Origin of the sequence: Lacihabitans sp. CCS-44, from assembly GCF_024343735.1 — a bacterium.
In the GTDB taxonomy this organism is placed as follows: domain Bacteria; phylum Bacteroidota; class Bacteroidia; order Cytophagales; family Spirosomataceae; genus Leadbetterella.
Genome location: NZ_RJUE01000066.1, coordinates 205,248 through 219,527, shown reverse-complemented (window position 1 = coordinate 219,527; position 14,280 = coordinate 205,248). Strand labels below are relative to the sequence as shown.

Genomic DNA, 14,280 nt, shown 5'->3' with positions numbered 1-14,280 from the left:
CTAAGAATTTTATTCTTTTCCGAATTTATACTGTAACGATGTCCTTAAAGTACTCTCTAAATAGTGAGCTCCTAACAAAGCAGGCGGCGGTGTCAGTTCATCACCAAATTTAAAGAAAGTACCTGTCATATTTGTATTCCATTTTAGCCGTTTATTTATTTTATAATCAATACCCAAAGTTGCCAATATTGAGTTACTCGGGCTAGAAGTATTGATGGACGTATTTGTGTAAATAAGTTGGCCTTTCAAATTGATTTTTTGTTTTGGCAAACTCAGCCCTAATCCTGTAGTAGTTGATATTAAGTTCATTGTGGAAGGTATCGAAGATTTGTTTGTAAAAAACATCACTGAGAAATCAGGACTTAAGTTGGGTTTATTAAAGAATGTTGGAGCATATAACAACATTGCGGTGTGTGTATTATTGGTTGTGGTTATGTTAATTGGAACAGTCTCTGCATACTTACTCCAATTATAGCTAAGATTCAAAAGGTTACTCATTTTCATGGTGGTCCAAATATAATTAGGACTAATGTTGAGGTCATTTCCAATGTTTTTAATTCCTAATAATCCTGGGGTTTGAAAACCAAAATTGTTGTAACTGGTGTTTAGGCTAAGCTTTTCATTAATTTGAGAAAATACATTGATATTTGCTAATATCTGCTTCGTTCTGGAACCTGGAACACTCCAGTTTCCAAATCGCTGCCCTAGGCTGGCTACCACATTTGTAGTATTCTTAAATGCATTGAATTTGCTATTTACTGTATAATCAAGCCTATCATTTTGAGCAAATGGATATCCCATCGTATTATATCCTACTCCGAGCCATTTTATGCTTGCTCCCAGATCCCAACTTTTTGTTTTTTTGCCAATAATGGCAAACATGGCATGGTCTCGAAAACTACTGCTGTTGGTTCTTATAAACGGCAGAAAGTCAGGAACCAGCGTGCTTGGTCCAGGGGCTTGAGTATTTCGATCGCTTATGGTGGTGGCTATTTCGGATTTCCCATACCAGCCCATTTTTGTTTTGAAATTATTGCTAAAGCTCAGAATGAAATTATCGGCAGCATCTGGTGTGGTGGCTCGATTGGTTGGGATAATAATTGGGTTTAGAATACTATTGAAATTGTCTTTGCCTTTTACCAGATTGAAACCGGCAAAATATACATCTTCTTTGCCTACTCCCAACTGTGCCATCCGTATTTTACGCTTATAAACCCCCGGGAAATCTACGATTCCGCTTGAAGAAGCCAAACCCGTGACAGTCTGAAAAGCTTGCTGACTAACACCTTCAAAATAGCCAATTCTAAATTTCCCAGGTTTTAGATAAAACCCATAGCCAAATGCCCCGATGTCTCCAGTACTCAAATCGCTAAACTTGAGATATTGTGTACCTAACATCACCTCCGCCCATTTATAAGTAGGATTAAACCCGATGCTGTTTATTGGGTTAGTAAGCCATTGTTTCACAGTCTGCTTCGGGAAGCCCGGTAGATTACCAAAGCCGAAAGGAGCACTGCCGAAGTTGGTACGCATGGGGCTGAAGCTAAAATTCATGGGCATCTTAAAATTGCCATAAGTAATAACTGGCTGAAAATTAAACCTCACCAAGTTCCAAGGCCTGCGAGCAGGGTAAAAACTTGGTGTTTTTGGATTTACTGTTAAGCCATAGCCGTCGTAGGTTAGGCCAGCTGTGCCTTTTATGGTGAGTTTTGGAGGGGATGGGTTTTGAGCTGTTGCATACTCAAATATAAATAATAAAAAAATGATAGATTTTTTCATACGATTTATTTATTAATTGAACCAGAATCCAAAGAAATCTGGATTCTGGTTTAAATTAATTATCTAATTTTTATCTTGAAATGATTCCTTTTCAATGCAATTTTCACAAATTTCCGATTTTTCGTTGACACTTTTTTGTGTTGGCATCATCAGACGATTTTGAATTCCAATATTATCTGGTAATGAAATGGGTTTGTATAATGGTGCCTTTGAACAAATAAGTTTTTCACAAACATTACAATTAGCATCTTTTATCGTAATTTTTAGGCAATAATAGAACTCTCCATTACAACACGGAATATTTAATAAATCAGGCCTCATTATAGATAATGGAATACTTTTAGTTAGATTAAACGACGTAGGTTGACCTAAATTCCAACTAATTTGATTTCTGATATTATTTGGATTTTGCAATGCCATAGCTTGTAATAAGCCAGTACTACCTCCTATATTGAATGGCAACCCACCGCTAATACTTTGAATATTACTAACCCCATTACCTATTTTTAATGGTTTACACTCTTCAAAATTATAAATTACATGATAGTCAACTAGAGCAATTGTAACCTCTTGTATCGGAATAGGCCCAGCTGTAATATTAACATTTAGATTAAGCCAATCATTTGAATTTGAGGGTTTAGGTGATATACTGAACGATGACTGTGGAATAGAGCAACAATTTAATGGCTTAATACATGCAGGTCCAGAATAATTTTCTAAATGAATTCCTGAAAGAGTATTATCGGCATCTATTTTAAAACCAGGGTTGCAACATTCACCTACATAATTAGGCTTCGCTGTAACATTAACAATAACCTCCACAAAATCACCCGGACTCAAAACGAAACTCGAAGAGAATGCTATTGCAGTTCCAAAACTAGTTCCAATACTAGGAGTTGTGCCAGTAACACTTGTCCCAGTGACACTACCAGATAAATATTTTTTAATCGAAAATATCGTACCAACAGTAACACATGTTGGCATCATATCAGTTATTTTCAAATTTTTCAAATTTACCGAGCCAGTATTCATGAATCTAAGTGAAAACTGAAATGGATTTCCTGGGTCAACAAATGCAGAAGAGGAGGCAAAAGCATTTCCGGGTGCACTATTTACTAGTTTAGTTGGAGTGATATTCCCTAATGCTATAATGTTGTAACCAGCTTGAGCATTTAATGTGCCTGTTGAACTTACAAGTTTTGCTTCGTTATAGTAAGGCCCATAGGTCTGTGGTTTAACTTTTGCTTCAAATTCGATAATCAAATAATTTGCACTATATAGATTACAATCTCCTGGCATATTGTTTATGGCCCATTTTGGATTACTTAAATCAGCAAGATTAGGTGTTACCCATGTTGGCATACCTGTATTTGGAACTGAAGCGTTACAATCTAAATAACCATTCGAATATGGATTATAATTACCAATGCCCCATTGATAAGTTGGACTTCCAACCAATTCTAGGCTTTGAGGTGAAGATAATAAATCATTTAAGTTGCCCGAAAAATTTGCTGAGCCATGGTTTGCTACTAAAATTCTAAATTTAATATTGTCTCCAATAATATGTGAGCCAGTACCTATCACACATTTTCTTAATAATGGAATAGCTCGAGGTTGTTCAATCACAAATTCGTCACAGGCAGTTACATTGTTACCAGTTATTGGTGGTATAGGCAAACCACAAATTGTGGCTGAACCATTAAAGATGCCATCAAAAGTGAGCTTAGCACAGTTTTTAACCGTAGTGCCAGGGGCTCCAGTAATTGTAAATTCGATATCCAAATAAATATAATCATTAGTTAAACTCCCCGATGTAGTCTGGAAATTTAAACCAGAGAAACTACCTAAATACTGAGTAGAACTACCCGTATTGCCTATAAATGGACCACCGCCACCAGTTAAGCTTAAATTATAATTCAAACCTGCAGTACCTGAGATAGTGATTTTGGTAGGGTTAATTCCTGCTGGCATTAAATCCGTTAAATTTAAATTACCGATGGGGACATTGCCATTATTTGAAATTGTAATTCTATAAATACCACCACACCCAGTTGTATAATTTGTGGTAGAGCTAAATAAATGTGATTTGGCCAATGGGGCAGTTACCATATTTTGACCTTTAAGTACCACCGAGGCACATTCTTTACCAGAAATTCTATCACAACATGTTTTTGGAAGAGGGTCAATCGGTGTTCCAATTCCAGGTACTTTTTTTGCATTTTTCTCTGAAACTTTATTTGGACTTAATTCTGTTAATTCAGTGTCAGTAATTAAACTTACCGGTTTACCTAAACAAAAATTATAATCTAAACAGTTGGTAATAGTAGAATTTAGAGGTTCACATGAAGTAGTATGCACATAATAATTAACCTGCGAAGTGTAAGAACTAATAGTACCGGTATTCCATGTTGCAGTATTAGTCCCTATACCGCTGGCTGTAGTACTTACTCCAGTTATTATTGTTGTTGGCCCTGGTGTAATCATATCTTTGATGGTTCCAGAGTATATGTTTAAATCACCTTCGCCAAATGGGTGAGCAGCTTGAGCTAACGTTACTTTCCAAATCTGAGTTCCTCCTCGTAAGTCACCCCAAACATGAGTTTTAGAAACTGTCCAATAGTTTTGAGCAACCGCCACAATGCTTAAAGTGGTTTCACAACTGTCTATAACAGTACCACAAGTTCTTTTGTATTTTACTTTAAAAGTTCCTTTTTCTCCATTACAGGTTTCACCAGGCTTGAATCTAAAGGTTTGATCAATATTTTGCATCGATGCAGCACCCAAATGAACTGTGTATTTTGGAGGACTTGTAGATGTTTGGGTCAAAGGATGCGGATAACTGGTGGTAGGTATATGTTCTAAATTTTGACCTGTTTCGATGGTGATATCATAACTACATCCGCCTGCAGGAACAGAAAGAGCGAGAGTAAACCCTTTACCACTTTTTACGGATAGCTCAGATAGAGCAGCATAGGCCTTTGATGAACCAAGATTACATTCTGCTTTTTGACCATTTTGTCCAAATATACTTTGCTGAAATGCCAACAGAATTAAGATTAGGTTAAAAACTATTTTTATATTTTTCATTGTTTTTGCTTTAAAAATTAATTAGTATTTAAATTCTTTACACATGAAATAGGTACAATATTTACATGGTGCGTATTCTACTATTACTTTGAAGCAAGCCTTGTAAGCAACAGTGCAGCAGTTTTGTTGGATGGCCCACGCTGGTTTAGGTGGAACATTCATATTAAAAGAAAATGGAATTCCCGAAGCCGCATTTGTAGGTGAACTTGGTTTCCATTTAAAAGCTTTGCTAAGTGAAGATAACCCTGGAGTGGTACTGTATTGAAAAATTGAAGTACTAGTTCCAGAAACCAAAGGATTGGTAATTACCCCTGAATTTGAGACCAGTGATATTCCATCTGAACATTCACCAGGATTTGAACTAAAAGTCAATGATTCTAATTGTACTTCAAAACCATAAATTGGATTTGGCCCTGCAGTTACATTTCCAGTTAAATTAAAGGAGGCAGTGGAAGGGTTTGCTAAAGTTGCTGTATTGATGATTGGTTTTGCATCTATTATTTTAACATTTTCACAGTCTTTACAGTAACACAACGGCAGGTCTAGAGTCACCCCTATTATTTTATCACAAAACAATGAAGGATTGGTTGGGTGTGGAATAGTACTATTTACATTAAAGGAAACACTACTCGCAGTACTTCCATTTATATCAAAACCTATAGAAACACTTCCACTAGTTAGTATGCTCGCTTGAGGTGCGGGGGTTAGATTAGAAACAGTAAAACCAAAAGGAGTTATATAGGATTGTGTAGGGAAAAATCCATTTAACCCGGTTTTTCCATTATTTGTCCCTATATTTTTTAGTATCAAGTTTGAAATATGGTAAATTGGTTTTCCTGCTAAATCAAAACCTTTACATTCTATTTTATAACTAGATGTATCTATTTCGAAACAACCTTGCGAAGGGTCATCAATAATAATCTTAAACCCCGCAGTCTCACTAATAGCCAACACTTTACCATCTAATTCTCTAGCCTCTACATACCAACCAAAGTTTGGTTGATCTGAATTAACTGGCGGATCTCTAGGAACCCATCTTGGTCCACCTAATCGCATTTGGGTTTGGTTTTCAATTTCTTTTTCAAATAACACTTCCCCTCTTTTGCGGGCATCGCTTAAAGTTTGACCTTTTAAAACATCAAAAACAACTACTCTGTATTTTACTGTAGAATTGGGTTTGGGCAATATAGGTGTCCAACGAAAATTAATAGCTTGATTTTCTTCAGCTTGGGTTAAAGTTTTTCCGTCAGCCGGGAAAACCAAATTGGGTGCTGTGTAACTAACTTGTTTAACCTCTTCTATTGTAAAAGGCTTGCAGGATTCGGCCACCTGTCTTCCATCAATATTAAAAACTTGAACACAAAATTGGTATTGGCCCGGTTTTAGGACACAATCGTCTCCTAAAAGGCCAAGTGCCGATGCTCCACTCCAAGTTTTTACAGGTGTTGTAAGTTCAAAACTAGGTGCATTTTTCGAATTAAATTTACCGCAAACAGTCTGGTCTCCAATTTTAATTGAAGCAAAAACGCGAAATTCTTTCGGGTTCTTTTCCTGAGAAACAGGTCCTTTGCCCTGAAGGATTATCGTAACTGGCGGGGTGCTTTTTGTCCAATCTGCAGTATTGGCCGAAGGCTTATTCGGTAGGTTTATTGTTATTGATGCTCCTTGGTTTTGACCAAATGCAAATGCACAATAAAGAGTTAAAAATAAAAACAGGAAATTTTTCATAAGTGCTAATTTTGATTTTATCCATGTTTTCTCGCAATTTAGTCGGCCAGAAAATATGTCAATTGATATTAATTCCTCAAAATTAAACACTGCATTTTTCTCAAAAAATCACTAATAGTAGTGACAGAGATGCTTTCATTAATAACAAAAAATTAGGATTGATACTACGGATAAAGGGCATTACCTGATTTTCTCATCAGAATTAGGTTTGTCTAATTTATTACCGCTGGAACCTCTGGGGGGTACTGGAGTATCTTTTTTTTGATTGGCTCTGTCCTTTAGCTTTTCTATTTCCTCTTGTCTACTATCCAAATCATTTTTTAAACGGTTAACTCCAAGCCATTCAGCCTCAATTTTTATTTCTTTTTCCACTATTTCACCCCATTCAGGAATTTCAGCTTCGCTTAGGCGATAATAAGGTGTACCACTATTTGATATAAAAATAGCTTTGTGTCCCATTTTTAATTGCCTGTGCGGGTCGGCCACTATTTTCTCATCAAAAGGAGGCCAAGTGAAACTGTACACCATACCTCCAAACAAGGGTAAAATAGAAATATCCTCAATCTCAAAAACTTCATCGTCGTCTTGTAAGTCATCCTCAAACCAAGGCCCGTGTTTGTTAACGCTAGACTTTTTATCATTAGTTATTGAACCATTCAATATGGTCTTAATAGATGGATTATTCAATGCAACTCTAAAGTCCTTTTCAATTTTATCCCATTCTGCCCTTTCAGATGTGCTGTATTTCTCAAACCTCGACACGTACAAATAAGGATTTGATGACTTTGGTTCGTATTCGACGGTTATGTTAATGACTGGTTTACGGTTTTTGTTGGCGTTTATAAAAGCTAGTTTGAGTCCGTCAAAGATATAATCGCTTTTGGCGGAGGCTTTGAGGTCGTACTTCAAGAAAGAAACGGTATTGGTAAACTGATTCAAAGTCAACAACGAATTCATGTCTTTGCTCAGAGCATCCTTGGCAGGATTGTACTCAATCTTCATTTCTTGGTATAGATTCGGGTCAAAGCTCTTGAAAAGTTCAATTTGTAAACTAATGAGATTTTCTATGTCTTTTGACCTAATGTTCTTGAATTTTTTGGGATCCACTTTTACCAATGGAGGCGAATATATTACCGGTAAAGTTTCTTTTAAACTTGAACTGGAGAATATATTAAACACAGGCTCTGACTTCAAACTTGTGCTTTTAGAGGATGCCGAATAATTCATGGCCACATACTCTTGGTTGCCGTTGAATGGTCTTATGAACTGATTAAAAGCCAAAGCTGTTATTTTTGCCTTACCTACAGGCCAAGGGTCATTTACGATGAGCCATTGTGTATCGTCCGCCTCTTGAAACCCTCTAACGAGAAACACATGGGCGAACTTTTCGTTAAAATACTTGTATGTAACCAAGCCTTTGTTTGCAGCCAAATGCTCCTTAATTTTCCCCCAACCTGGGTCACTCACCCTGGCATATCTATCTGACTTGTAAGAATTTAAATATTTTGAGAGCGAATCAGTACGGATAGGTGCGGTATTTTCTTTGTTATTACCCCCGCTGTTTTTGGAGTCCAGCATCTGTAAGGTTGCCGCCCAACAAGAGAAATTTCCTTTTTGAGGGATTAAGGGAGTTTTTATGCTATAATAGGAAGCAGGATTTGTCTTTGGTTTAGTATTTGGCAAGTCAGTCTCTATTTTTTGGGCAAAACCATCTACTAGGAAAACTCCAAGGAAAATAAATGACCAAAGTATTTTAGAATGCATTGTTAAATAATTAGAATAGAAAGTTTTAGTTAGTCTTACAAAGAAAAATATTTTTTGTAAAAGTCTCCTAAAAACCAACCATTATTAAACTCAAAAAGCACCCATCTTTTTGAGATGGGTACTTCCAATATTTTTGAAAAATTAGGTTTTATCAAGGTACTGTTGGAGGAGGTGTTGGCCTAGGCAAAACACCATCGCCACCACCGCCACCAGAAAATTTTATTCCCGAAATTGGATTTCCTACCGGTACAAATGACCCCGAGGCGTCTAAACCACCCTTGTAGAAAAATACTACGGGTTCTAATTTTTCCTCGTTTGACCCATTTAATGCTAAACCCGAATATACAACTAGAAAATCCCACATGCTGTAATTTGAAGTGTCTTTAGGTATATTAATTCCCATTTCTGAGAACCCATTTATAGATTCAGTCAAAATTCTTTTTGGTATTACAACACCAAAATTATCACTCAGTTTCATTTTCTTTTGATATTGCAATTGTCTAATTAAAGCTTCATTTAGGTCTTTCGAACCTAAATTTTTTGTCCCATTAATCAGACTATCCAATTTTGCTTGGTGAGCAAAATTCACATCTTCAGACTCATGGGTTTCGTTTTTTTTGCAAGAGAATAACAGAGAAACACCTGCAAGGATTGAAAAAAGAATCATTTTTGTTTTCATCGAATTTATTTTAAGTTTACAAATTATATTAATAAAGAAAGTTAAACCATTATTATAATCATGCTACTTTACTCTAAAACACTGTATGCGATATATCTTAATTCAGGTAATTTTGGTACAGCATTCCTCATAATTCTAGCTTTTTTTTCTATTTTAAATTCCAAACATTTTAGAGATACTTATTTCTTTTTATTTCTAACATTTGTTTTGTACGCTATTATTGAAGGAATAAGCCCATATCTTTCCAAAACTTCTCAAAACTCACAATGGATTAATTATGTCTATGCTATTTTGGCTGCAACACTTCCTTCGGTATTTTATTTAAAATCGATAAAAAATAATTTGCTAAACAAAATAATTATCCCTTTTATTTTGGTGTTTGTCATTTTAAATATTTTCCAATTTGGATATGAAATTTTTTATAAAAAACCATTTGAACAGGTATTTCTATTTCCACTAAAAAACGTTATCGCAATTTTTTTAGCTTTAGTATTACATACCAAATTATCTCAGTCTACTAAGTTAAAATCTTTTAAAAATGAACCCTCATTTTGGTTTAATATTGGCTTTTTTATTATCAATGTTTCAAACTTAATAATCCTACCTATTTTTAAAGCTGTTACTCCATTTTCAGACAACTTAGGTTTTATTTTTGGAACAGTTTATCAGGTCGCTGACCCCATCACCTACACACTATGGGCCATTGGAGTTTATAAATTAAGAACCCAACCCTTCAGACCAATCGCATCTCTATGGCCTTGATGATGGCTTCGGGTGCTGAGTTTACGTGTAATTTCTCATATATGTGCTTCACGTGTGTGTTTACCGTTGCATAACTTATGCTACATGCATCCGCAATCATTTTGTAACTCATGCCTTTTACCAAACAACCCAGCACATCTTTTTCACGAGCCGTTAGGTCCACAAATGTCGGTTCCTTTTTCACAAATTGGTTCTGAAACATCTGCATCACTTTTGCCGCAATGGCTGGCGATAAATGCGAACCGCCTGCATTCACTTCTTCTATGGCCTGTACATATTTTTCTGGGTCAGGGTTTTTTATGATGTAGCCAGATGCTCCACCACAAATTGCCTGAAATACCCGGTCTTCGTCTTCAAAAACTGTCTGAATAAGGATTTTAGCATCGGGAACGGCCTTTCTGATTTCTATCATTGCCTGTATGCCATTCATGTATGGCATTTCAATGTCCATCAAAATCACATCAGGTTTTTGCTTTTTCACAATCGAAACCGCCTCTCTGGCGTCAGGGTATGAGCCAGTCATCCAAATATTCTCCGAACTAGCCAAATAAAGTGACAAACTTTCTCTAAAGTTTTTGTTGTCTTCAAATAAGGCTACTCTAATCATTTGCTTGGGTTTAGGTTTTATTTGTTGTAAATACGCTGTTGAAAAAGCAACCATTCTGTGTTATTTATTTCTACAAAATTGGCATAGTTTTCAATTCTAAAAAATCCCTAATTCTAGTGAGAGAGACATATAGAAAGTACAGTTCCTTTACCTTTATCACTTTCAATTTTCAATTCAAAATTTGATTCCGCAGCTCTTTCTTTAAAGTTTCTCAGGCCATTACCCTCGATTTCTTTATTGGTTTCAAATCCTTCCCCATTATCTTTTAATTCAAAAAATATCTTTTGATTTTTCTCTGAAACAGTCAAAGTGGCTTTGGTGGCTTCTGAGTGTTTTGCGATATTATTGATGCCTTCTTTTAATATCAAATACAGGTTTTTGCGGTCTTCCATATCTAGTTTGATTTTTTCAAACGAAATGTCTGCTTCTTGAAAATAACTGATATTTTTTTCGGCCAAAATTTCTTTAGCGTAGGCTTCTATCCGCTTAAAAAGTCGCTCAGGAGAATCGTTATTAGGGTTTAATGCCCACACGGTATCTTGCATCAAGGTTACTGATTCTTTCGAATTTGCGGTTATTTTATCTAAAATGGGTAAAAGCTCAGAATCTTTGAGGCCTTTTTTGAGCACCTGCGTATAGATGGCAATACTACTAAGATTGGAACCCACTTCGTCGTGCAAATCCGAGGAGATTTTGTTGCGAAGTTGCTGCATTTTCATTTTTTGACGGAAATTGTATAGGAAAAAGAAATAGATTCCGATTCCAATAACCAATAGCACATAAAATGCAATCATCGGGAAAAACCACCATTTCTGCCAGATAGCTTCTTCAATGTTTATTTTAATGTTCTTGAATTCCTTTTGGCTTGAAAGGCGATACTTTAGAATGTATTTTCCACCACTCAAATTTGTATATCTGATTTTTGGAAAGGCGGCAGTAAATATTTTTGAATCAAAACCTTCGAGTTGATAATAAATAGAATCGTTTCTTTGAGAAAACTCTATGTCTATGATGTTTTCTAAGCCTTTTATAGAAACTGAGTCTTTTTTTTCATTTACGAAACTTTGTTTCCCAAGGCCTTTTGCATAGATATTGGGCGAATTATTTTGGGAAAAGGCTAATTGAAAAGAAAAACAAAGAAATACAAATAATAGCCTAAAAGAACTCAGCCCAAGATGAAGAGTAAATTCTATTTGTGATTTATAGCGTATTTTGAAAAGTGGGAATCTCAATTCGTAATAGTCTTAAAGGGTTCAGTGTCACAAATTAAGAAAAATATTTTACCGTTAAATAAAATTTATTCGAAAATATGTATGCTTGCGTTAATGGGACACGGATGATACGGATACAAGTAGCACGGATTTACACGGATTTTTTTATATCAATTGGCTTAAAATTGAACACGGATGACACGGTACAAGTATCACGGATTTACACGGATTTATAAAGAATTTTACACTTAGTAAATGTTTATCTTCAGTATTTCTCGCAAAGTCTGCAAAAATATCTGTGCAAATCAGTCCAATCTGTGTTCCAAAAACACGCAAAAAAAAGCCCCAGAACGATTATATTCTGAGGCTCTTATACAATCTTAAATTTCAATCAAATCTTAGCCAGAATAGCATTGAAAGTAGCACTTGGACGCATTGCGGCCGATGCTTTTTCGAACACTGGCTTGTAGTATCCACCAGTATCTTGTGGTTTGCCTTGCGAGGCTACCAATTCTCCTTCTATTTTGCCTTCATTGGCTGTCAATTCAGCCGCGATTGGCGTAAAAATGGCTTTCAAATCTCCGTCTTTATCCTGAGTCGCCAAAGCTTGTGCCCAATACAATGCCAAATAGAAATGACTACCACGGTTATCTATTTGTCCAACTTTACGTGCTGGAGATTTGTCGTTGTCTAAGAATTTGCCAGTTGCTTCATCTAAAGTATCAGCCAATATTTGAGCTTTAGGATTACCAAATGTATTGGATAGGTGCTCATAAGAACTAGCCAATGCCAAGAATTCTCCTAAAGAATCCCAACGCAAATATCCTTCTTCTAAAAATTGCTGAACGTGTTTTGGAGCAGAACCGCCCGCACCGGTTTCAAACAATCCGCCACCATTCATTAACGGAACTATTGATAGCATTTTAGCAGAAGTACCTACTTCCAAAATAGGGAAAAGGTCGGTGTTGTAGTCACGCAATACATTTCCTGTTACTGAAATCGTGTCCAAGCCTTGAACGATTCTTTCTAACGAAAACTGCGTAGCTTCCATTGGCGACATGATTCTGATGTCTGAGCCAGTGGTATCGTAAGCTTTTAAATAAGTATTTACTTTGCCAATCAAGTTTACATCATGAGCTCTGTTGCTATCCAACCAGAAAATGGCTGGTGTTCCAGTAGCTTTAGCACGATTTACAGCCAGTTTTACCCAGTCTTGAACGGGCAAATCTTTGGTTTGGCACATGCGGAATATATCTCCAGCTTCAACAGCTTGTTCCATCAAAACTGCACCAGCTTCGTCAGTTACTACAACTTTTCCATTGTCCGACAGTTGGAATGTTTTGTCATGTGAGCCATATTCTTCAGCAGCTTGAGCCATCAAACCTACATTTGATACACTTCCCATTGTTACTGGATTCAAGGCCCCGTTTTTCTTGCAAAAATCTATCACAACTTGGTAAATACCTGAATAACAACGATCAGGAATTACATATTTAGTGTCTTTTCCTTTGCCATCTGGCCCCCACATTTGGCCAGAAGTACGGATGGCTGCTGGCATAGAGGCATCAATAATGACATCACTCGGAACATGTAGATTGGTAATTCCTTTGTCTGAATTCACCATAGCCAATGCTGGGTTTTTAGCATAAGCGGCATCAATATCCGCCAAAACTTCTGCTTTTTGAGCAGCATCTAATCCTTCGAGTTTTATCAACAAATCACCAACGCCATTGTTTGGGTTAACATTCAGTTGGTCAAACAATGCAGCATGTTTTTCGAAAACGTCTTTGAAAAATACTGAAACTGCCGCACCAAATAGAATAGGGTCAGAAACCTTCATCATGGTAGCTTTTAGGTGTATCGAAAATAACACATCTTCAGCTTTTGCGTCTGCTATTTCTTGAGCTATAAAGGTCTTTAGTTTACTCAAGCTCATTACCGATGTATCTATTATTTCACCGTCTTTAAGAGCAGTTTTTTCTTTCAATACTTTTTCATTTCCTGCGGCATCTATAAAAGCTATTTTTACAGAAGTTGCTTTTTCAACAACCACCGATTTTTCACTTCCATAAAAATCACCTTCTGCCATAGTAGCTACATGTGACTTTGAGTCAGCACTCCAAGCACCCATGCTATGCGGATGTTTACGGGCATATTCTTTTACCGCTTTTGGAGCTCTTCTGTCTGAGTTTCCTTCTCTTAGTACTGGATTTACTGCACTTCCTTTTATTTTATCGTACTTGGCTTTTGCGGCTTTTTCTTCGTCTGTAGTCGGCTCTTCGGTATAGTTTGGTATTTTGTATCCTTTATCTTGTAGCTCAGTAATGGCGGCCGTTAGCTGAGGCATAGAAGCACTCACGTTTGGCAATTTTATAATGTTGGCGTCTGGAGCAGTAGCCAATGCACCCAAATAAGCCAAGTCGTCAATTACTTTTTGGTCTTCTGTTAAGTATTCAGGAAAAACCGAAAGTATCCTACCCGAAAGAGAAATGTCGCGGGTTTCGATTACTACATTGGCGGGTTTCGAGAATGCTTCCACTATTGGTAAAAACGAGTACGTAGCCAAAGCTGGGGCTTCGTCTGTAATAGTGTAAATTATTTTTGCTACTTGTGTCATATAAGATAAGGAGATTTTGAAGACTAATTTTAAGAAAACAATTCAA

The 14,280-nt window shown here is 36.4% G+C and carries 9 protein-coding genes; 1 reads left to right on the top strand and 8 read right to left on the bottom strand.

Annotated elements, in window-relative coordinates:
- Positions 1-9 precede the first annotated feature (9 nt).
- From EGI26_RS20910 to EGI26_RS20890, 5 genes are all read right to left on the bottom strand, one after another.
- Positions 10-1,779 (bottom strand): hypothetical protein, encoded by a 1,770-nt coding sequence (locus tag EGI26_RS20910; protein WP_255081027.1) that lies wholly within the window; start codon positions 1,777-1,779, stop codon positions 10-12.
- Between the two features lie 63 nt (positions 1,780-1,842).
- A complete protein-coding gene (locus tag EGI26_RS20905) occupies positions 1,843-4,866 on the bottom strand; it encodes a hypothetical protein (RefSeq protein ID WP_255081026.1) in 3,024 nt (1,007 codons plus the stop codon).
- Positions 4,867-4,887: 21 nt separating this feature from the next.
- Positions 4,888-6,594, bottom strand: coding sequence for a hypothetical protein (locus tag EGI26_RS20900; protein WP_255081025.1), 1,707 nt, complete (start codon positions 6,592-6,594; stop codon positions 4,888-4,890).
- Between the two features lie 180 nt (positions 6,595-6,774).
- On the bottom strand, positions 6,775-8,358 hold the full coding sequence (locus EGI26_RS20895; protein ID WP_255081024.1) for a papain-like cysteine protease family protein: 1,584 nt from the start codon (positions 8,356-8,358) through the stop codon (positions 6,775-6,777).
- A gap of 151 nt (positions 8,359-8,509) precedes the next feature.
- Positions 8,510-9,037 carry a hypothetical protein gene (locus tag EGI26_RS20890; protein WP_255081023.1) on the bottom strand — a complete coding sequence of 176 codons (528 nt, stop codon included), beginning with the start codon at positions 9,035-9,037 and terminating at the stop codon, positions 8,510-8,512.
- A 60-nt stretch (positions 9,038-9,097) separates the two neighbouring features.
- Here EGI26_RS20890 and EGI26_RS20885 point away from each other — a divergent pair, with 60 nt between their 5' ends.
- A complete protein-coding gene (locus tag EGI26_RS20885) occupies positions 9,098-9,799 on the top strand; it encodes a hypothetical protein (RefSeq protein WP_255081022.1) in 702 nt (233 codons plus the stop codon).
- Here EGI26_RS20885 and EGI26_RS20880 read toward each other — a convergent pair.
- From EGI26_RS20880 to EGI26_RS20870, 3 genes are all read right to left on the bottom strand, one after another.
- Positions 9,771-10,406, bottom strand: a complete 636-nt coding sequence (locus tag EGI26_RS20880) for a response regulator transcription factor (protein WP_255081021.1) — start codon at positions 10,404-10,406, stop codon at positions 9,771-9,773. The two genes, EGI26_RS20885 and EGI26_RS20880, sit on opposite strands and share 29 nt — an antisense overlap.
- A 113-nt stretch (positions 10,407-10,519) precedes the next feature.
- Positions 10,520-11,638 (bottom strand): sensor histidine kinase, encoded by a 1,119-nt coding sequence (locus tag EGI26_RS20875; protein ID WP_255081020.1) that lies wholly within the window; start codon positions 11,636-11,638, stop codon positions 10,520-10,522.
- Between the two features lie 370 nt (positions 11,639-12,008).
- Positions 12,009-14,234: an NADP-dependent isocitrate dehydrogenase gene (locus EGI26_RS20870; RefSeq protein WP_255081019.1), complete on the bottom strand. Its 2,226-nt coding sequence runs from the start codon at positions 14,232-14,234 to the stop codon at positions 12,009-12,011.
- Positions 14,235-14,280: the final 46 nt, after the last annotated feature.